Source organism: Arthrobacter sp. TJ-217 (genome assembly GCF_058269255.1).
Genome location: NZ_JBZCNJ010000008.1, coordinates 1 through 19,937, shown reverse-complemented (window position 1 = coordinate 19,937; position 19,937 = coordinate 1). Strand labels below are relative to the sequence as shown.

17 protein-coding genes are annotated in these 19,937 nt (G+C 66.2%); 15 read left to right on the top strand and 2 right to left on the bottom strand.

The window, feature by feature from the left end; genetic code table 11:
- Positions 1-191: 191 nt before the first annotated feature.
- Genes AC4D2R_RS14125 through AC4D2R_RS14105 form a run of 5 tightly spaced genes read left to right on the top strand, consistent with a single transcriptional unit; the run spans position 192 to position 5,336 of the window.
- On the top strand, positions 192-1,481 hold the full coding sequence (locus tag AC4D2R_RS14125) for a nucleotide sugar dehydrogenase (protein ID WP_490940693.1): 1,290 nt from the start codon (positions 192-194) through the stop codon (positions 1,479-1,481).
- 32 nt (positions 1,482-1,513) lie between these two features.
- Complete coding sequence (locus AC4D2R_RS14120) at positions 1,514-2,110, top strand: acyltransferase (protein WP_490940691.1); 597 nt, start codon at positions 1,514-1,516, stop codon at positions 2,108-2,110.
- Complete coding sequence (locus AC4D2R_RS14115; RefSeq protein WP_490899692.1) at positions 2,107-3,198, top strand: DegT/DnrJ/EryC1/StrS family aminotransferase; 1,092 nt, start codon at positions 2,107-2,109, stop codon at positions 3,196-3,198. The genes AC4D2R_RS14120 and AC4D2R_RS14115 overlap by 4 nt, the downstream gene beginning before the upstream one ends.
- Positions 3,199-3,201: 3 nt before the next feature.
- A complete protein-coding gene (locus tag AC4D2R_RS14110) occupies positions 3,202-4,194 on the top strand; it encodes a Gfo/Idh/MocA family oxidoreductase (RefSeq protein ID WP_490940689.1) in 993 nt (330 codons plus the stop codon).
- Positions 4,191-5,336 (top strand): glycosyltransferase family 4 protein, encoded by a 1,146-nt coding sequence (locus AC4D2R_RS14105; RefSeq protein ID WP_490940687.1) that lies wholly within the window; start codon positions 4,191-4,193, stop codon positions 5,334-5,336. Before AC4D2R_RS14110 ends, AC4D2R_RS14105 begins: the two co-directional genes overlap by 4 nt.
- Here the strand turns inward: AC4D2R_RS14105 and wecB are convergent.
- Both wecB and AC4D2R_RS14095 read right to left on the bottom strand, forming a co-directional pair.
- Entirely contained in the window at positions 5,311-6,369 is a 1,059-nt protein-coding gene (wecB, locus tag AC4D2R_RS14100; protein WP_490940685.1) for a non-hydrolyzing UDP-N-acetylglucosamine 2-epimerase, read from the bottom strand. The two genes, AC4D2R_RS14105 and wecB, sit on opposite strands and share 26 nt — an antisense overlap.
- An 18-nt stretch (positions 6,370-6,387) precedes the next feature.
- Positions 6,388-7,554: a glycosyltransferase family protein gene (locus AC4D2R_RS14095; RefSeq protein ID WP_490940683.1), complete on the bottom strand. Its 1,167-nt coding sequence runs from the start codon at positions 7,552-7,554 to the stop codon at positions 6,388-6,390.
- A 193-nt stretch (positions 7,555-7,747) separates the two neighbouring features.
- Here AC4D2R_RS14095 and glf point away from each other — a divergent pair, with 193 nt between their 5' ends.
- Genes glf through AC4D2R_RS14045 form a run of 10 tightly spaced genes read left to right on the top strand, consistent with a single transcriptional unit; the run spans position 7,748 to position 19,738 of the window.
- Positions 7,748-8,935: a UDP-galactopyranose mutase gene (gene glf / locus AC4D2R_RS14090; RefSeq protein WP_490899698.1), complete on the top strand. Its 1,188-nt coding sequence runs from the start codon at positions 7,748-7,750 to the stop codon at positions 8,933-8,935.
- Entirely contained in the window at positions 8,932-10,953 is a 2,022-nt protein-coding gene (locus AC4D2R_RS14085; RefSeq protein WP_490940681.1) for a glycosyltransferase, read from the top strand. The genes glf and AC4D2R_RS14085 overlap by 4 nt, the downstream gene beginning before the upstream one ends.
- Positions 10,913-11,833: an ABC transporter permease gene (locus AC4D2R_RS14080; RefSeq protein WP_490899701.1), complete on the top strand. Its 921-nt coding sequence runs from the start codon at positions 10,913-10,915 to the stop codon at positions 11,831-11,833. Before AC4D2R_RS14085 ends, AC4D2R_RS14080 begins: the two co-directional genes overlap by 41 nt.
- Before the next feature lie 3 nt (positions 11,834-11,836).
- The gene (locus AC4D2R_RS14075) at positions 11,837-12,568 is read left to right on the top strand and encodes an ABC transporter ATP-binding protein (RefSeq protein ID WP_490899702.1); all 732 of its coding nucleotides are present in this window, start codon (positions 11,837-11,839) and stop codon (positions 12,566-12,568) included.
- Between the two features lie 9 nt (positions 12,569-12,577).
- Positions 12,578-14,548 (top strand): DUF6541 family protein, encoded by a 1,971-nt coding sequence (locus tag AC4D2R_RS14070; RefSeq protein WP_490940679.1) that lies wholly within the window; start codon positions 12,578-12,580, stop codon positions 14,546-14,548.
- Positions 14,549-14,604: 56 nt separating this feature from the next.
- Entirely contained in the window at positions 14,605-15,270 is a 666-nt protein-coding gene (locus AC4D2R_RS14065) for a glycosyltransferase family 2 protein (protein WP_490940677.1), read from the top strand.
- 5 nt (positions 15,271-15,275) lie between these two features.
- Complete coding sequence (locus AC4D2R_RS14060) at positions 15,276-15,695, top strand: DUF2304 domain-containing protein (RefSeq protein WP_490940675.1); 420 nt, start codon at positions 15,276-15,278, stop codon at positions 15,693-15,695.
- A complete protein-coding gene (locus AC4D2R_RS14055; RefSeq protein WP_490940673.1) occupies positions 15,692-17,488 on the top strand; it encodes an ABC transporter ATP-binding protein in 1,797 nt (598 codons plus the stop codon). Before AC4D2R_RS14060 ends, AC4D2R_RS14055 begins: the two co-directional genes overlap by 4 nt.
- 52 nt (positions 17,489-17,540) lie before the next feature.
- Positions 17,541-18,725 (top strand): glycosyltransferase family protein, encoded by a 1,185-nt coding sequence (locus tag AC4D2R_RS14050; protein WP_490899709.1) that lies wholly within the window; start codon positions 17,541-17,543, stop codon positions 18,723-18,725.
- Positions 18,686-19,738, top strand: a complete 1,053-nt coding sequence (locus AC4D2R_RS14045) for a glycosyltransferase family protein (RefSeq protein ID WP_490940671.1) — start codon at positions 18,686-18,688, stop codon at positions 19,736-19,738. The genes AC4D2R_RS14050 and AC4D2R_RS14045 overlap by 40 nt, the downstream gene beginning before the upstream one ends.
- Positions 19,739-19,937: the final 199 nt, after the last annotated feature.

The window sequence follows — 19,937 nt, the reverse complement described above, 5'->3', positions numbered from 1 at the left end:
GATGTGAGTGGAAGGTTAGGCAGGACCACAGCTCGCGGCGGCTCGTCGGACCGGGGTTGTGGACAACCCGGGGGTGCCCTTCCACACGCGGGCCGGCGTGAAAGCGGCAATTCGAAGGCCCTGCCTATAGGCTTGCTTCCGATGCCATCGAAGGCGTAGCCCTCAAAAATCGAGAAAAAGGTCACTCTGCTGTGAAGATTGCTGTTATCGCACTGGGAAAGATCGGTCTGCCTCTGGCGGTCCAGTTCGCATCAAAAGGCCACGACGTGGTCGGCGTTGACGTCAACGCCACCGTGGTCGACCTGATCAACAAGGGCGAAGAGCCCTTCCCGGGAGAAGCACACCTGCAGGAAAAGCTCTCGGAGCTCGTCCCCGCCGGCCGGCTTCGGGCAACCACCGACTACGCCGACGCGGTGCCCGGTGCGGACGCCGTCGTCCTCGTTGTTCCCCTGTTCGTCGATGCCGAGGCGAAGCCCGACTTCGGGTGGATGGACGGAGCAACCGCCGAGCTGGCCAAGCACCTCACTCCCGGCACGCTCGTCTCCTACGAGACGACCCTGCCCGTGGGCACCACCCGCAGCCGGTGGAAGCCGGCCCTCGAGGAAGGCTCGGGGCTCGTCGAAGGCCAGGACTTCCACCTCGTGTTCTCTCCCGAGCGTGTACTGACGGGCCGCGTCTTCGAGGACCTGCGCAAGTACCCCAAGCTCGTCGGCGGGCTTTCGGCCGAAGGCGCCAAGCGCGCCGTCGAATTCTACGAAGCCGTCCTCGACTTCGATGACCGCCCCGACCTCGAGCGCGGCAACGGTGTCTGGGACCTCGGCTCCGCCGAAGCCTCCGAACTGGCGAAGCTTGCCGAGACCACGTACCGCGACGTCAACATCGGCCTCGCCAACCAGTTCGCCCGTTACGCCTCGACCGTGGGCATCGACATCTACCAGGTCATCGAAGCATCGAACTCCCAGCCCTACAGCCACATCCACCAGCCCGGCATCGCCGTCGGCGGTCACTGCATCCCGGTCTACCCGAGGCTCTACCTGTGGAACGACCCCGCGGCGACAGTCGTCCGGGCAGCACGTGAAGCGAACGCCGGAATGCCCGACTACACCATCGGGCTGCTCGAGGGCGCCTACGGCTCGCTCGATGGAGCAAAGGTCGTCGTCCTCGGTGCCGCCTACCGCGGCGGCGTGAAGGAGACCGCCTTCTCGGGCGTCTTCGCCGCCGTCGACGCGCTGAAGGCCCGCGGAGCAAGCGCCCTGGTCCACGATCCGATGTACACGGACGAGGAACTGAACAAGCTTGGCTTCGACGTGTACCACCTGGGCGAGCAGGTCGACGCTGCAGTCGTGCAGGCGAACCACGCCGAATACGCGTCGCTGTCACCGGCGGACCTGCCGGGCATCAAAGCCTTCATCGACGGCCGCCGCGTGAGCAGCGCCGATCAGTGGGACGGCGTTGTCTACCGGGTCATCGGCAAGGCCTAGGCCGGGGTCCTCTTGAGGAAGAAAGGTGTGTCGTGAGCTATATCGCGGAAAGCGCGGACGTTTCATCCGAAGCCGTCATTGGTGAGGGCTCCAAGGTCTGGCATTTAGCGCAGGTGCGCGAAAAGGCCCGGCTGGGGGAGAACTGCATCGTCGGCCGCGGAGCCTACGTGGGAACCGGGGTCAACGTGGGTGCGAACTCCAAGATCCAGAACTACGCCCTGGTCTACGAGCCGGCTGAGCTGGGTGAGGGAGTGTTCATCGGTCCCGCGGTCGTGCTCACCAACGACACCTACCCGCGCTCGATCTCCCCGGACGGGAGCCTGAAGAGCGCAAGCGACTGGGTGCCGGTCGGCGTCACCATCGAAAAAGGCGCATCGATCGGCGCACGCGCCGTCTGCGTCGCCCCGGTAACAATCGGGGCCTGGGCCACGGTCGCCGCGGGGGCGGTTGTCACGAAGGACGTGCCGCCCTACGCCCTGGTCGCCGGCGTACCCGCCAAGCGGCTTGGCTGGGTGGGCCGGGCCGGCCACCCGCTGCGCGCCGAGGACGGCGTGTGGGTCTGCCCCCAGACCGGAGAGCGGTATGTGGAATCGAACGAAACACTTAAACCAGTAGAGGTAGAAGCATGAGCAAGGGATTCATTCCAGCAGCGAAACCGATCGTCGGAGACGAAGAGCGGAAGGCCGTTGACGCGGTGCTCCTGTCGGGCATGCTTGCCCAGGGTGCCGAAGTTGCGGCGTTCGAGAAGGAGTTCTCGGACGTTCTCCTCGACGGGCGCGCCGCCGTTGCGGTGAACTCAGGCACCGCCGGGCTCCACCTCGGGCTCCTTGCCGCCGGAATCGGTCCCGGCGACGAAGTGATCGTGCCTTCCTTTACCTTCGCCGCGACCGCGAACTCGGTTGCCCTCACCGGCGCCACGCCGGTGTTCGCCGACATCGAACTCGAGCACTACTGCCTGGACATCCGCCACGTGGAATCGCTCATCACCGAGAAGACCAAGGGGATCATGCCCGTGCACCTGTACGGGCACCCCGCCGACATCGCGGAGTACCGCACCCTTGCCGACAAGCACGGCATCGCCCTCTTTGAGGACGCAGCCCAGGCCCACGGAGCCTCGCTTGGCGGACGCCAGGTCGGCACCTTTGGCGACTTCGCCATGTTCTCGCTCTACCCGACCAAGAACATGACCTCGGGCGAGGGCGGCATGGTCTCAACGGGCAACGCGGAAATCGAACGCCGGCTCCGGCTCCTGCGCAACCAGGGCATGGAGCGCCAGTACGAGAACGAGCTGGTCGGCTTCAACGCGCGCATGACGAACCTGCACGCCGCCATCGGCCGGGTCCAGCTCACGAAGGTCGGCGGGTGGACGGCCCAGCGCCAGTCCAACGCCGCGTTCCTCACCGAAAACATCAACGGCGTGGGAACCCCCGCGGTCGCCGACGGCGCTGTCCACGTCTACCACCAGTACACCGTGCGTGTCGAAGGGGACAGGGACGGCTTTGCCGCGGCCCTGAAGGACGAATACAACATCGGCTCCGGCGTCTACTACCCGATCCCGAACCACCGCCTGCCCTCGTTCAAGCGCACGGAGGACCTGCCCAACACCGAGATCGCCTCCCGCGAGGTGCTTTCGCTTCCGGTCCACCCCTCGCTCGACGCCGAGGACCTCGACCGCATCGTCACCGCGGTCAACGCCCTTGCCAAGGCAGGTGCCTGACCGATGGCCGATCTGAAGGTCGGACTCATCGGCCTGGGCATGATGGGCCGGCACCACGCCCGTGTCATCCGTGAAGTGGAGGGCCTCGAACTCGTCGCCGTCGCCGATGCCTACGGTGATCCGCACGGTGTCGCAGGGGATCTTCCGCTCTGCGCCTCGGTCGATGAACTCATTGGTCAGGGCATCGACATGGCGGTGTGCGCGGTACCGACCGGGCTCCACGAGAAGGTCGGCCTCGCCCTTGCCGCCGCCGGCGTCCACACCCTTGTCGAAAAGCCGATCGCCGACACAGTCGAAGCCGGCCAGCGCCTCGTTGACGCGTTCGAAGCGGCCGGACTGATCGGGGCCGTCGGACACATCGAACGGTTCAACCCCGCGCTTCAGTCGCTCCGTGCCCGCATCGCCGAAGGCGACCTGGGGGAGGTCTACCAGATTGCCACCCGCCGTCAGGGCCCCTTTCCGGCGCGCATCGCCGACGTCGGCGTCGTGAAGGACCTGGGAACCCACGACATCGACCTCACGTCGTGGCTCGCGCAGTCGCCCTTCACCTCCGTCTCCGCCCGCACCAGCACCCGCTCCGGCAGGCCCCACGAGGACATGGTCACCGCCTCGGGCCAGCTGGCCAACGGCGTAATCACCAGCCACCTCGTGAACTGGCTCTCCCCGATGAAGGAACGGCTCACCGTCGTCACCGGCGAAAAGGGTGCATTCGTCGCCGACACCCTCACCGCTGACCTCACGTTCTACGAGAACGGAACCTTCACCACGGAATGGGAAGCCGTCTCGAACTTCCGCGGGGTCTCCGAAGGCAACATCACCCGCCTCGCGCTCACGAAGCGCGAGCCGCTGCGCGTTGAACACGAGGCATTCCGCGACGCCGTGCTGGGGCTCTCGAACAACACCGTGACGATGCGCGAGGGGCTCAACACCCTCCGCGTGGCCGAGGCGATGATCGAGGCAGCCAACACGAATACGACGATCGGCCTGCCTGCGTGAGCTTGAAGGCTGTCATTGCAACACGGCTGTATCCGCCCGAGGTGGGCGCCGCGGCCTTCCGCCTCGAGGCCCTGTCGCGGGGCCTGAAGGAGGCCGGGGCCGAGGTGTCGGTGCTCACCACGCGGCCGCCCGGGCCCGGGGGCCCGGCGGCCGACGGCGTGAAGCGCTGGCCGGTCCTGCGCGACGGCAGCGGCAACGTCCGCGGGTACATCCAGTACCTCAGTTTCGACCTGCCGCTGTTCTTCCGGCTCCTTGCCACCCGCGCCGACATCGTGGTCTCCGAGCCGCCTCCGACGACGGGCATGATGGTTGCCGCGTCCTCGCTGCTGCGCCGCCGCGGCTACGTCTACTACGCTGCCGACATCTGGACCGACGCGCTTGCCGCAACGAGCGCGCCCGCGCCGGTGGTGAAGCTGATGGGGCTCATCGAAGGGCTCGCCCTGCGCCGGGCGCGCAAGGTGATCGCCATTTCCGACGGGGTGGCGGAGCAGACCCGCCAGTTCGGCGTCAACCCCGGCAGCGTCGTCGTCGTCGGCAACGGCGTCAACACCGACGTATTCTCGGCCCAGGGGCCGACGGCGGACCCGGGATACCGGTACTTCGTCTACACCGGAACGATGTCGGAGTGGCAGGGCGCCGACGTCTTCATCGATGCGATGGCGGAGGTGCTGCAGCGCTTCCCCGACACCCGGCTCCACTTCTTCGGACAGGGCTCGGCGGAGGCCGCACTGCAGGCCAAGGCCAAGGAAACCGCTCCGGACCGCATTGTCTTCAGCGGAGTCGTGCCGCCGGATGAGGCCGCCCGCTGGATCCGCGGTGCTGCAGCCTCGCTGGTGAGCATCGTGCCCGGCCAGGGATACGACTTCGCCAAACCGACGAAGATCTACGCCGCGGCAGCCTGCGGAACCCCCGTGGTTTATGCAGGGGTCGGTGACGGTTCCCGCATGGTCGACGACAACGATCTCGGCGCCGCGAGCGCCTACTCCGCCGCCGACGTCGCCAAGGCGATGCTTCGGTTCCTCGAGGAGCCGGACACGAAGCGGGCGGAGCGGTCGGCCTGGGTCGAGGCCAACGCGTCGCTGCGGCTCGCCGGCCGGCGTGCCGCAGCTGAAGTGGTCAGCGCTGCCCGAGAAGTGCGCTGACCACGGCCTTGGCCGCCTCTCCGGTGCCGTAAGGCGCCGCGGAGGTGGCGCCGGGCATTGGACGCTGGACCACCGAGGCGAGCGAGCCGAGGTCGTCGGAGACGAGCACGTTCCAGCCAAGTTCCACCGTCTCCACCCATTCAGTCTCGGGCCGGATAGTGGTGCAGGGAACGCGCAGGAGGAACGCCTCCTTTTGGAGCCCTCCCGAATCGGTGACGACGCCGGCACTGTTCATCACTGCGTTGATCAGCTGCGGGTAGGCAAGCGGTGAGGCAACCCGGATCGCACCTGACTCTAGGTCGAGCCCGTGCCGGGCAGCAAGGTCGACAAGGCGCGGGTGGGCCAGCAGCACAACCGGCTTGTCGAGCGAAGCCAGGGATGCGACGATCTGCTTCAGCCGGTCCGGGTCGTCGGTGTTGTCGGGGCGGTGGATGGTGCTGACGTAGTAGCCGCCGGCCTCGAGGCCCAGCGGAAGCGCCTCGCCCCGGGATTCAAGCAGCGACCGTGTGCCGAAGAGGACGTCGGTCATCACATCACCGACGAGGACGCTCCGCTCGGCAAGCCCCTCATTCGCCAGATGCCGCATCGCAACCTCGGTCGGCGCGAGCAAAAGGTCGGAGGCGTGGTCGGTGAGCACGCGGTTGTGTTCCTCGGGCATGCGCCGGTTGAACGACCGCAGGCCGGCTTCGAGATGTGCGAGCGGGATATGCAGCTTGACGGCGGCCACGGCGGCGGCGAGCGTCGAGTTGGTGTCTCCGTAAACGAGCACCCAGTCGGGGCGCACTTCCTCGAAAATCTCCTCAAGACCGGCGAGCATTGCACCGGTCTGCTTGCCGTGCTTGCCGGAACCGACTCCGAGGTTGAAGTCGGGGGCGGGGATGCCGAGATCCTTGAAGAACACATCGGACATCAGCTCGTCATAGTGCTGGCCGGTGTGCACGATCAGGTGATCGGCCCTGCCCCTCATCGCGTCTGCGATCGGTGCGAGTTTCACGAACTGGGGGCGGGCGCCTACAACGCTCAAAGTACGCATTGATCCGACTTTACCGTCTCAGTGCCCGACCGTTGATTCGGGGGACTCCTGCCGCAGCAGCCGCCGAAGCACCCCGCGCTGTGCTTCTTCATCAACGTCGGAACTAAGCGCACGGGCCGCCGCGTGGGTGTGTGCCTTATAACGGGAAACATCTTCCCTGCTCATGCCCCGCACAGCCTCGGCCAGCGCCTCGGCGGAGAAGTCCTTGGTAATAGCGCCGAGGTCGTGCTCTTCGATCAGCCCCGACGTCTCGGGGGAGGGGCTGAACACGATCGCCAGGCGCGCCTGGACGAAGTCGAAGAACTTGTTCGGCAGCATCAGGGCGTGGTTGCGGGTCTGCGGCGGGAGGCTGAAGATCCCCACGTCGTAGCGGTTGAGGACCCGCGGCAGCTCCTCGGGGGCGACGGGCGGGTGCACGGTGACCTTGTTCGGCCCCGAGGCGAGCGATTCAAGAATCCGCAGGTACTTGCCGCCGTCGCGGGCGGGCACGAGGTAGAGGTCGAGGCTGTAGCCCGGACCGAGGAGCCCAACCGCCTCGATCATTCCCTCAAGGTTGCGCCCGGGCACCGCCGCGCCGCTGTGCACCAGGCGGATGACACCCGGCACCTCCTCGCTGGGCTGAAGGTCAACAAAGGGCCGGGCGTTGCGCACCGTCACCGTTGCGGTGCCGAACTGTTCCTCATAAAGGCGGGCAATCGAGTCGTTGACCACAGTGACCGCGTGCGTGCGCGGCAGGTACTTGGCGCAGACGGCGGTCATGAAGGGCTTGATGAGCAGCCTCCACGAAAGGACATGGACCCGTTCCTCCGGAGCCCACTCGTGCATGTCGCCCCACACGGGCGCGCCGTCCGCGATGGCGTGCGCCAGCGGAAGCGCGCGTGCCTCGTTCGCGACGACGAGGTCGAAGGAGCGCCCGGCCGCAAGTCTCAACGCTTCCTTCACCGCAGGGGCCGCAAGCTCGACCCGCCCGTAGGCGCGCAGGGCGAGGAGGGCGACGCCGGAGGGCGTCTGGGGCAGGGACGGCAGCGCCGCGTCCAGCTCAAGGTGCTCCGCCGCTGCGGCCGGTTTCGCTCCATAACCGAGCGTCGTCACCTCCCCGAACTCGGCGAGGATATCGAGCTGGCGCAGCACGCGTGCGTCCGCCTGAATGTCGGAGAAGGAGATGCAGAGGATTCTTGGGCGCATGTTCCAACTCTAGGGCGATTCGTGCCTGCCCCCGTGACGGTTTGGCCTGTGCGCGCCGCAGAAACACTGCACGGACGGGCCGAACGGGGCGCGGCGCGGGGACGGCGCGTGAGTGATCCCGTTCAATGGTCGGGTATTCTTGACCCGCGGGCATGGGCTCTCCCTGCCGCGCCACCTCAATCCAGGAGACTTTGTGAACGCTGACCTCGTCGTCGTAGGATCAGGCTTTTTTGGCCTGACAATTGCGGAGCGGGCCGCCACGGAACTTGGCCTCAAGGTACTGGTCATCGACCGCCGCAGCCACATCGGCGGTAACGCCTACAGTGAGCGCGACGCCGAAACCGGCATCGAGGTCCACAAGTACGGAGCGCACCTCTTCCACACCTCGAACGAGCGCGTCTGGGAGTACGTCAACCGGTTCACCACCTTCACCAACTACGTGCACAAGGTCTACGGAGTCCACAACGGCGAGGTGTTCTCCCTCCCGATCAACCTTGCGACGATCAACCAGTTCTTCCGGGCCAACTTCACGCCCGATGAGGCCCGGGCCCTGATCCAGGAGCAGGCGGGAGAGCTTGCCGGGTCCGACCCCCAGAACCTCAACGACAAGGGGATCCAGCTCATCGGCCGCCCCCTGTACGAGGCGTTCATCAAGCACTACACCGGCAAGCAGTGGCAGACGGATCCCAAGGACCTTCCCGCAGGGATCATTTCGCGGCTCCCCGTGCGCTACAACTACGACAACCGGTACTTCAACGACAAGTACGAGGGCCTTCCCACCGACGGTTACACCGCCTGGATCGAGCGCATGGCCGACCACCCGAACATCACGGTGCAGCTCAACACCGACTTCTTCGACGAATCCCAGCCGCTCAACAAGAAGGCGATCGTCGGAACCGTCCCCGTGATCTACACCGGGCCCGTCGACCGGTACTTCGACTACACCGAGGGCGAGCTTTCCTGGCGCACCATCGACTTCGAGCAGGAGGTCCTCGACACCGGAGACTTCCAGGGCACCTCGGTGGTCAACTACAACGACGCCGACACCCCTTACACGCGGATCATCGAACCGCGCCACTTCCACCCCGAACGCGATTACCAGACGGAGAAGACGCTGATCATGCGCGAATTCTCGCGCTTCGCGGAATCGGGCGACGAGCCTTATTACCCCGTCAACACGGCGGATGACCGGCTGAAGATGCTCGCCTACAGGGACCTGGCCAAGGCCGAGGACTCTGTCCTGTTCGGCGGGCGCCTCGGAACGTACAAGTACCTCGACATGCACATGGCCATCGGTTCGGCCCTGACCATGTTCGACAACAAGATCAAGCCCCACTTCAGTGGCGGGGAGAAGCTTGAAAGCGGAGGAGTGGACGCATGAGTGCAACCGCGGCAACCGAAATGCCGGTAAACCAGGACGCCGAGGCCTCGGCGTGGCACACCATCCAGCGGGTGATCCTGCCGGCCCAGAGCCAGCTGGACACCGCGGCGCTCTACATCGACCGGGGCAGTGCCCTCGGCATGCAGCTCAACACGATGGGCGGCAGCGCCCAGTCCGCCACCGGGGCCAAGGCGCAGGGCGGCACGCGGGAAGTCCACGTCGAGGACTTCCTCTCCCGCCGGTCCACCCTGGTCCGTGCAGGCGAGCGCATCTCCTTCGGGACCTATTTCAACGCCTTCCCCGCCAGCTACTGGCGGCGCTGGACCAACCTGCGCGAGGTGAGCCTCAGCGTGCGCACCAGCGGCGGGGGCGCGGTCAGTGTCTACAAGTCGAACGCCCGCGGGTCGCTCCAGCACGTCGAGACCCAGCAGGTCGAAGGGGACGCAACAAGCACCTTCACCCTGTCCCTCAACCCCTTCGGGGACGGCGGCTGGTACTGGTTCGACCTCGTCGCCGGCTCCGATGCCCTGGTGCTCGAAGAAGCCGAATGGCAGGCCCCCGGCGAGGCGCCGACGGCCGGGTCGATCACCCTCGAGATCACAACCCTCAACAAGCCCGATTTCTGCCTGAACAACCTCTCGATCCTCGCCGACCACCCCGAGGCGCTGACGAACATCCGCGAAGTCCTCATCGTGGACCAGGGCACCAAGAAGGTCGCCAACGAGCCCGGCTTCGCCGAGGTCGCCGCCCGGATCGGCGGGAAGCTGCGCATCATCGACCAGGCGAACCTTGGCGGCTCCGGCGGGTTCGCCCGCGGGATGTACGAGGCCGTCGAGAACGGCAGCGACTACGCGCTGCTGCTTGACGACGACGTCGTCATGGAGCCCGAAAGCATCTCCCGGCTCCTGGGCTTCGCGGACCACTGCAAGACGCCGACCATTGTCGGCGGACACATGTTCGACCTGTACAACCGCACCGTTCTCCACACCTTCGGCGAGATCGTGAACCCCTACCGGTTCCAGCCGGACCAGCCGGTCGCCGAGCAGGTACTGGGCCACGACTTCGTGCGGTCCAACCTCCGCCACACGCCGTGGCTGCACCGCCGGATCGATGTCGACTACAACGGCTGGTGGATGTGCCTCATCCCCACGAAGATCATCCGGGAGATCGGGCTTTCCCTGCCGATCTTCATCAAGTGGGACGACGCCGAATACGGACTGCGGGCCAAAACCGCGGGCTACCCGACTGTTTCGATGCCGGGAGCGGCCGTCTGGCATGTCTCATGGGTGGATAAGGATGACATGGTGGGCTGGCAGGCCTACTTCCACACCCGCAACCGCATGATCGCCGCGCTCCTCCACAGCCCCTACGAGCACGGCGGCAGGGTGGTCAAGGAGTCCGGCTACTCGGACATCAAGCACCTGGTGTCGATGCAGTACTACACCGCGCGCGGCCGGGTCATGGCAATGCGCGATGTCCTCAAGGGTCCCGACCAGCTTCATTCGATCCTCGCGACGAAGCTGCCGGAGATCCGCGCCATGGCGGCGGAGCACTCCGACGCGCAGTTCAAGGAGGATCCGGACGCCTTCCCGGCCCCCAAGATGGACAAACCCCCGCGGCACGGCCGCGGCTTCAAGGCTCCCTCCTACACGACCCTCGTGCCGTGGGCGCTGAAGACCATCGCGCGGCAGCTCAGCAAGCCCGTCGCACCGCTGAGCACGCAGCGGCCGCAGGCGTTCATTCCCCACCAGGACAACAAGTGGTGGCGCATGTCGCAGTACGACAGCGCCGTCGTCTCGAACGCCGAGGGCACCGGGGCGTCCTGGTACCAGCGGAATCCGCGCGAGCTGCGGAGCCTGCTGGCCGAGGCCGGCAGGCTCAACGCGGAAATCCTCCGGAAGTGGCCGCAGCTCAAGAACCAGTATCGGGCGGCCGCGGCGGACATCACCTCGTTTGAATCATGGAAGCAGACGTTCGATGCGCACTCTTCGGGTGAAGGCAAGCGGTTTGACCTCTGAAGCGCTGACCACTCCCGGCCTGGGCGGTGGTCTCCGAGACGTCGTCCGATCGCGTTACCTGCTGAAGCTCCTTGTATCGAAAGAACTGAAGGTCCGCTACCGCGGATCGGTCCTGGGGCTGCTCTGGTCGTACGTGAAGCCGGGAGTGCAGTTCTTTGTTTTCTGGTTCGCGCTGGGGATCTTCCTTGGGCTGAACAAGAACACCGAGAACTACCCGATCTACCTGTTCGCCGGCATCGTGCTTGTGAACTTCTTCAGTGAGGCACTGAGCAACGCATCGCGCTCGATCGTCATCAACGGCGGGCTGATCAAGAAGATCTACCTGCCCCGCGAGCTCTTTCCCGTCGCGTCGGTGTGGGTATCGGCCGTCCACTTCTTCCCGCAGCTGCTTGTGCTGCTCGCGGCCTGCCTCTTCACCGGGTGGCGCCCGGGAATCCCCGAGCTCATTGCAGGAGTGGTCGCCTTCGCGATCGTGGCGATGCTCGCCATCGGGCTCGGCCTGTTCTTCGGGTCGGTCAACGTCTACTTCCGCGATTCCGAGAACTTCGTCGACATGCTCCTGATGATCGCCACCTGGGCATCTCCCGTCCTGTACCCGTGGACGATGGTGCGCGACGGGCTGCGCGATGCCTTCGGCCCCGCCGCCGGCGAGGTGCTCCTGACGATCTACCTGTCCAATCCGCTCACGATCGCCGTCGAACTGTTCCACTACGCATTTTGGGCGCCCACCACCTCCTCCGCGACCGATCCGGCCAGCGTGGTTCCGCCCGACCTGATCTTCATGTGGACTCCCATTGCCCTGCTCACCGCGATCGTCGTGATCGTAGCTGGCCAATTCACCTTCAGGCGGCTTGAAGGCCGCTTCGCGCAGGAGCTCTAACCAGTGGCAACAGCTATCGAAGTCCGCAGCATTTCCAAGCAGTTCGTCCTGCGCCACACCCGCTCCATCAAAGAGGCGTTCGTGTGGATCATGAAGGGGCGCAAAGGCGACCTGTCGAAGAAGTTCCACGCACTGCACGACGTAACCCTCGACGTTGCGCAGGGGGAATCGGTCGCTCTGCTGGGGCTCAACGGCTCTGGGAAGTCGACCCTCCTGAAGCACATCTCCGGGGTTATGCTCCCCGACACCGGGACCGTACGGACGCGGGGAAGGGTTGCCGGACTCATCGAGGTGGGCGCCGGATTCCATCCCGACCTCAGCGGGCGGGACAACGTGTACCTCAACGGCGCCATCCTCGGCATGTCGGAGCAGCAGATCGAGGAGCGCTTCGACGAGATCCTCGAATTTTCGGAGATCGGCGAGTTCATCGACACCGAGGTGAAGTTCTACTCCTCGGGCATGTACCTGCGGCTTGCGTTCTCGGTCGCCGTCCACACCAACCCCGAGGTGTTCCTCGTCGACGAGATCCTTGCCGTTGGCGACGAACCGTTCCAGCGTAAATGCATCGCGAAGATCAAGGAACTGGCGGAGGCTGGAAAGACACTTGTGGTCGTCAGCCACGACCTCGACCTCGTCGCGTCGATCTGCCGGCGCGGGGTGCTGCTCGAACACGGGCGGATCATCCTCGATGCCCCCGTGCATGAAGCGGTCGCCCGCCTGCGCGGCGAAGGCTAGGCACTCCCCATGTCCTGGTTCGATACCCTACCGGCCTTTGCCCTCGTCTTCTCCGTGCTCTTCCTGCCCGGGGGGCTGATCGCCCTGGCGCTCGGTGCGCGGGGGGTGCCGCTCATTGCGGCCGCCCCGGCCCTGGGCGTGGGCGCAATTGGGGCCTCCGGCATCGCCGGCGGCGTCCTCGGTGTCCCCTGGAGCATTCCGCTGCTGGCTGCAGGGACCGTGGCAATTGCGGCGGGCGCGTGGCTCTTCGCGCGCTTTCTCGGCTCCCGGCCCCCGCGGCAGCCGGGCGCCTGGCAGTGGCGGGGACTGCTCGGCATGGCTGCGGGCGCCGCCTTCGCCGCCGTTGTCATCGGGCAGCAGCTGAAGTTCGGAATCGACCGCCCGGACCACTTCTCCCAGCGGTACGACAACGTCTTCCACCTCAATGCGGTCCGCTACATCCTCGAGACCGACAACGCCTCGATGCTCACCCTCGGCAGGATGATCTCGCCGAGCAAGGCACTGGCCATCTACCCTTCCGCCTGGCATTCGATCACGGCCCTGGTGGTCGACGGAACCGGGCTGGCCATACCCGTCGCAAGCAACGTGGTGAACATCGCGGTGGCGGCGGTCGTCTGGCCGCTCTCGTGCATCTTCCTCTCCTACATCCTCTTCGGTGCGCGGCTGTTCCCGCTCGCCCTGACCGGCGTCGCCTCCGCTTCGTTCCCCGCCTTTCCGACAGCCCTTTTCGAGTTCGGCCCGCTCTTTCCGAACACGCTGTCCTACGCGGTCCTTCCCGTAGCGGCGGGGTTCCTTGCAGTTCTCTTCGGCCTCGGCCGGCCAACGGGCATGAGCACCGGCGGGCTGATCGCCGCCCTGGCCGTGAGCTGCGCCGCGCTGGGCACCGCCCAGCCCAACGGGCTCGTGGCGCTCATGGCGTTGTTCGCTCCGGTCGGGCTCGCGGCCTGGGCGCGGTGGTGGACCAGAACGCGTGGGGAGTCCCGCACCCGACGGTTCCTGCTGGTGCAATGCGGAGTCTTGCTGGGTGCTGCCGCGTTGTTCGTCGTGTTTTGGAAGGTCCTGCTCCTTGGCTACGACAGCCGCGAACCCTTCACCACAGGCGGCGCGGCGCTGGGGGAGGCGCTCACCGGCTCGGCAAGTAGCACGCACACCACCTGGGTCCTCGCGGCGGCGATTCTGATCGGTGTGGCGACGCTGTTCCGCCAACGGGAGTCCTGGTGGATCCTCGGCTGGTTCGCCGTACTGGCAACGCTCTACATCGTTGTCGCATCGGTGCCGCGGGGGCCGCTGCGCATGGCGTTGACCGGCGCCTGGTACCAGGACGCACCGCGCCTTGCCGCGTTGCTGCCGATGATCAGCGTGGTTCTCGCCGTAGCGGGGGCGGCCTGGCTCGCGGCGCGGCTCACCGACGCCGTCAACGCGCGCGCCGGGGTGCCGGGCGGACTAAAGAGGGCCGCTCCCCTCGTTATCGGCGCCGCGCTGCTGGCGCTCGTGATCCCGGGCGCCTTCTCGCAGGCAATGGATGATTCGGCCGAGGATGTCCGCCGGGCCTACAGCTTCGACCCCAAGTACGCCGACATCCTCACGCTCGACGAACGGGCCCTGATCGGCAAACTGCCAAGCCTTGTGCCCGAAGGCAGCGTCATCGGAGTGAATCCCTGGAACGGGGGAGCCCTTGCCTACTCCTACACCGGGCTTGAGGTGAGCCAGTACCACATGACCAAACCGGATGAATCACTGGCCAGCGTCGCGCAGAGCGCCGACAGCGCCGATGCCGGTTCGGAAACCTGTAGCGCGGCCCGTGAACTGGATATCGAGTACGTCCTGGATTTCGGTGACAACTATCTTCTCGATTTCGACCAGGCCTTCGCCTATCCCGCCTTCGATAACGCGGAAGACTCCCGCTACAGCCTTGTTGAAAAGGTCGGCGAAGCAAGGCTTTACCAGCTGACCAACTGCTTTGAGGAAGCGGCACCGTGAGCACCGGGGTGGCACCGGAATCGGGCAGGGAGACCGCGCTATGCGATACTGGCCTAGTGAGTCGTACCTGGATTGTGATCCCCCTGTTCAACGAGGCTCCCATCATCGGCTCCGTCATCAAGGACCTGCTTCCGGTGTTTCCCCACATCGTCTGTGTTGACGATGGAAGCACCGACACCTCGGCCGAAGCGGCGCGGGCTGCGGGCGCCATGGTGGTGCAGCACCCTGTGAATCTTGGCCAGGGCGCGGCCCTGCAGACCGGTTTTGAGTATGTGCTGCAGGACCCCGAGATGAGCTGCGTCGTCACCTTCGACGCCGACGGCCAGCACCGGGTCGCCGATGCGGAGGCCATGGTTCAGCGCATCCAGTCGGGCGAAGCCGATGTGGTGCTTGGTTCCCGGTTCCTCGATGGCAGGACGAAGCTCGGGCCCCTGAAGCGCATCGTGCTGCGCACAGCCGCCGTCCAAATCCGGTGGAGCACGGGCATGCACCTCACCGATGCGCACAACGGCCTCCGCGCGTTCAACCGGCAGGTCACCTCCAACCTCCACCTCACCCAGAACAGGATGGCCCACGCCTCCGAACTGATCCATGTGCTCTCCACTCTCAAGCCTCGCTGGACGGAGCATCCCGTAGAGATCGTCTATACCGAATACTCGAAATCCAAGGGACAATCCCTCCTCAATTCCGTCAATATCCTGGCGGACCTGCTTTTTAGGTAACCCACATGCTCATAGTCGTCCAAATAGTCCTCCTGCTTGTCGTCATTTTCTTTTCGCTCGTGCTCATCCGCGGCGGCTCGAATGCGAAACATATGGCAATCCGCAGGATCATGGTGCTGCTCTTCGCCATTGCGGCAGTGCTCTCCATCTTCTTCCCGACGATCCTGACGCAGCTCGCCAGGATCGTCGGCGTGGGCCGCGGCACCGACCTGATGCTCTACGCGTTCATCGTTTCCTTCCTCGTTTACATGTCGACCACCCACCAGCGGTTCCGGCAGATGGAAGCGACACTGACCAAGCTTTCGCGCCGCATCGCCCTCGACGAGGCGGAAAAGCCATGGGAGGCGGTCCCGGCCCCACGGGTTGAAGAAAGCACGACGCCTGGGGAGACGTACGGTGCGCGGGTAGCCGCGGATAAGAAATGAAGTCACTGATCCGGATCAACCGCCGGCTGCTTGAGGTTCTCCCCGATTCCGCCCGCAGGTTCCTCATCCGCTATGCGGTGCTGTCGTCATCGCTGGCGCTCATTGACATCGTGGCCCTGGGCCTGTTGGCCGTGACAATGTCGAGCATTATCTCCGAGGCCCCCGTCGGGTTCGGGCCCGTGGTCATCGACTCGGTCTCCGACTACGCAGTCGTCCTCGCGATCTTCTGCACGCTGGTCATCGTGAAAAGTGCCATGAACGTCCTCCTGCTCCGCATCGCCACAGCACGCTTCGCGGCCCACGAGGTGTCCATCGGCGACCGGCTCCTTGGCGCCTACATGCGAGCACCATGGGTCGACCGGCTGAAGCGGAACTCCTCGGAACTCGTGCGGTCGGTGGACTCGGGTGTGTCGATCACCGTGTCCGGCGTCCTGATGCCGTCGATGGGCCTCGCCGGCGAGATCGTCACCGTCCTCGCCGTCGTCGTGGTGCTGCTCGCAAGCAACTGGATCACGGCGATCACGGCGATCATCTACCTCGGCCTCGTTGCCCTGTTCCTCTCGCGGGGTATCTCCAAGCGCGCCGTCGCGAACGGGCGGCGCAACCGCCAGTTCTCCCTGCGGACGGTGCGCCTGATCACCGAGGCAATGGGCGCGCTGAAGGAAGTGACCCTCAAGGGCGCGACGGCGGACGTGGAGAAGGCGGTCCACGCAAACCGCATCCAGTCCGCCAAGGCCCGCTCGATGGCCCTCTTCCTCGGACAGGTGCCGCGCTTCGTCCTCGAGTCGGCACTGATCGGCGGCTTCATGCTGGTGGGCATCGTCGGATACCTGACGAGCCCCGCCGGAGTCGACCCTGTCACCAACACCCTTGCCGCGATCGCCCTGTTCGGTGTTGCGGGCTTCCGCATTGTTCCCTCGCTGACCCGGTTCCAGTCGATCCTCTCGACGGTCCACTCAAGCACCCCCTTCGCGGAGCAGGTGCTTGCGGACATCAAGGAAGCCGAGGCCCGGGCCAAGGACGAGGAGTCCCCCGACCAGACGGCCCTTCCGCCAGGCGTTCCCGACATCGTGCTCACGAATGTCAGCTTCAGCTACCCCAACACCGATGCTCCCGCGCTCGTCGACGTGAACATGACGATCCCCGCGGGCTCGCGCGTTGCGGTTGTCGGCGCCTCCGGGGCGGGGAAGTCGACACTGATCGACCTGCTGCTCGGGCTGCTCCTTCCCAGCTCGGGAGACGTCCTCATCGGGGGCGTCCCCATGCGCGAGGTGCTCCACTCCTGGCGCTCCCGGGTCGGCTACGTGCCCCAGGAAGTTTCGCTCTTCGACGCGTCGATCGCGCAGAACGTCGCACTCACCTGGGACCCCGACGAGGTCGACCCCGACCGGGTGCGCCGCGCCCTGAAGCGCGCACAGATGCTCGACGCCGTCGAATCGCGTCCCGACGGCATCTACGGTGCAGCGGGGGAGCGCGGCATGGCCCTCTCCGGCGGCCAGCGCCAGCGCCTCGGCATCGCGCGCGGGCTGTACCGCGATCCGGCCGTCCTCGTCCTCGACGAGGCGACAAGCGCGCTCGACACCTCAACCGAGGCCGCCGTCACCGATGCCATCCGGAACCTCGCCGGAAGCGTCACGACCATCACGGTTGCCCACCGGCTCTCAACGATCAAGGACAGCGACGTCGTCTTCTTCTTCGCGGACGGCCGCTTGGCCGGACGGGGAACCTTCGACGAGGTTGTTGCCCAGATGCCCGATTTCGCCAAGCAGGCCGCACTGGCGGGCCTGGCCTGAAAACCATCGATCCCGCGGGCCGGGATTGCGACGTAGTGAAAGTGTGGAAACGATGAACGACGGAAGTATGCGCGCCGGCCGGCCCCGGGTATTGGTTCTCTCCTTTTCCCCGATCATCCGCGATCCGCGGGTCCTGCGGCAGATCAACCTGCTCAAGGAGTTCGCCGACGTCATCTCGTGCGGCTACGGCGAAGCGCCGGCGGGCGTCGTCGAGCACGTCCAGATCCCCGATGCCCTCGCGGCATGGCGGAGCAGCTTCAAGGTCACCGCGATGCTCCTTGCCGCGCGGTACCACGAGAAGCTCTACTTCGACTCCGAACGGGTCAAGTTCGTCCGGCGCGCGATCCCTGCCGGGTCGGTCGACGTCGTTGTGGCTAACGACGTCATCGCCGCACCGCTCGCCCTCGCCCTGCGGCCCACCCGGGGGGTCCACGCCGACCTCCACGAGTACGCGCCCCGCCAGGGCGAGGACAGGCTGCAGTGGCGGCTCCTCATCGGGCCCCTGATGCACTGGGCCGCCCGCAAGTACGTCACCAAAGTCGACTCGGCAACGACAGTCGCAAAGGGCATCGCCGAGGAGTACGCCCGCGTCTACCGGATGCCGGAGCCGCTTGTCGTTCCCAACGCGTCGTCCTACGACGACCGCTACAGCCCCACGGAAGTGCAGGAGCCGCTCCGGCTGATCCACACCGGCGCCGCAGGGCGCGGACGGAAGATCGAGGTGATGATCGAGGCGGTGGCGCGGGCCAACGAGCTGCGACCGGGCACGGCGACGATGGACCTCGTGATGGTTCCGGGTGAGCAGAAGTACATCGACGAACTCACCGCACAGGCCGCCGAGGTTCCGGACGGAGCCGTGCGGATGGTGCCGCCGGTGCCGTTCGAACAGATCGTTCCGCTGCTGCAGAACTACGACGTCGGAATCTTCATCTGCCCGCCGAGCACCTTCAACCTGCTCCACGCACTGCCGAACAAGCTCTTCGAATTCGTGCAGGCCCGCCTGGCCGTCGTGATCGGCCCGTCCCCCGAAATGGAACGCGTTGTCCGCAAGCACGAATTGGGTGTCGTGTCCGACGGGTTCGACGCCGAATCGGTTGCCCGGCTCCTCACCAGCCTCACCCCCGAGGCCGTCGCGGCGATGAAGCAGGCCTCACACAAGTCGGCCCGGGAGCTCAGCGCCGAAGAGGTAGTTGGCCCGTGGGAAGACGCAGTGCGGAAGCTGATCGGGGCCGCATGATGCCGGGCGACGCTGCGGGAGTACGCGCCCTCCACGTCCACGATGCGGCAAACGTGGGCCGCAACCTCGTGGACACGGCCAACGAGATGGGCCAGTCCTGGTCGATGACCGGCATCCCCTGGTACTACCGGCGCGACTGGACGGGCATCCTCAAGCACCCGGCCCTGCGTACCCGGCCCGTGCTGTGGGACGGGACCCTCGCCCTGATGAGCGCGCGGGCCGATGTTGTCCACTTCCACACGGGCGGGCTTTCCCAGCACGCCCGCTGGCTGCGGACCCCCTGGGTGCTCCACTTCCATGGCACCGACGTGAGGTCGCGCCAGTACGACGGCTGGGCTCCCAAGCTGAAGTACGGTGTTGAACACGCCGACGCGATCCTCTACTCGACCCCCGATCTTGCTCCCCACGTCCGGAACCTCACCGACAGGGGAGAGTACTTTCCCGTCACTATCCGGGCCGACCGCCTGCCTGCCTGGCAGCCGCGTCCCAGGCGCGTCGTCTTCGCCTCCCGGTGGGACGACGTCAAGGGGGCGGCACAGCAGATCGAGGTGGCCAAGCGCGTACGCGAGGCGCACCCCCAGGTCGAGCTCGTGGGGCTGGATTGGGGGGAGCGGGCCGCGGAGGCGGCGGAAGCCGGAATCACGCTGGTGCCCAAGATGGCGCCCGAGCAGTTCCACGCCTGGCTCGCCACCGCATCGGTTGTCGTCGGCCAGATGACGAGCATCCTCTCAGTGAGCGAGCTCGAAGCGCTGGCGATCGGAGCGCCGCTTGTCAGCACCGCCGACCGGTCCTTCTATCCGCAGCTCACCCACCTCGGCGGAACCAGCGTCGAGTCGGTCACAGGCGGGGTGGTCAGCGCCCTCGAGGATCCGCAGGCCGCCTCACGGCAGCAGGACGGGCCGGGATTCGTCGCAAAGGAACACGACGCCAGGGTCGGCGTCGAACGCCTGACCCGGTTGTACTCTTCGCTGCTCTCCAACGGGAAACGCCGCGGCGCCGACGCCGCCGACTGAGCAATCCTCCAACACTTCAATAAACGCCGACGGCGGGGCCCCCTTTCGGGAGGCCCCGCCGTCGTCATTTGGAGTTAGAGTTTTCCGGCGGGGGTCCGGGTGGTGTAGCCGGGGTTGGGGGGCATGCCGGTTCCGGTGTAGCGCCAGAGGGATCCGTCGGTGCGGGTGGCCAGGAGGTCGGCTTTGGTGTCGCCGGTGA

Excerpts from the sequence above, each read along its gene's own strand:
- AC4D2R_RS14115 (WP_490899692.1), top strand. The coding sequence starts at position 2,107 with ATGAGCAAGGGATTCATTCCAGCAGCGAAACCGATCGTCGGAGACGAA.
- AC4D2R_RS14110 (WP_490940689.1), top strand. The coding sequence starts at position 3,202 with ATGGCCGATCTGAAGGTCGGACTCATCGGCCTGGGCATGATGGGCCGG.
- wecB (WP_490940685.1), bottom strand. The coding sequence starts at position 6,369 with ATGCGTACTTTGAGCGTTGTAGGCGCCCGCCCCCAGTTCGTGAAACTC.
- AC4D2R_RS14095 (WP_490940683.1), bottom strand. The coding sequence starts at position 7,554 with ATGCGCCCAAGAATCCTCTGCATCTCCTTCTCCGACATTCAGGCGGAC.
- AC4D2R_RS14085 (WP_490940681.1), top strand. The coding sequence starts at position 8,932 with ATGAGTGCAACCGCGGCAACCGAAATGCCGGTAAACCAGGACGCCGAG.
- AC4D2R_RS14080 (WP_490899701.1), top strand. The coding sequence starts at position 10,913 with ATGCGCACTCTTCGGGTGAAGGCAAGCGGTTTGACCTCTGAAGCGCTG.
- AC4D2R_RS14070 (WP_490940679.1), top strand. The coding sequence starts at position 12,578 with ATGTCCTGGTTCGATACCCTACCGGCCTTTGCCCTCGTCTTCTCCGTG.
- AC4D2R_RS14060 (WP_490940675.1), top strand. The coding sequence starts at position 15,276 with ATGCTCATAGTCGTCCAAATAGTCCTCCTGCTTGTCGTCATTTTCTTT.
- AC4D2R_RS14055 (WP_490940673.1), top strand. The coding sequence starts at position 15,692 with ATGAAGTCACTGATCCGGATCAACCGCCGGCTGCTTGAGGTTCTCCCC.
- AC4D2R_RS14050 (WP_490899709.1), top strand. The coding sequence starts at position 17,541 with ATGAACGACGGAAGTATGCGCGCCGGCCGGCCCCGGGTATTGGTTCTC.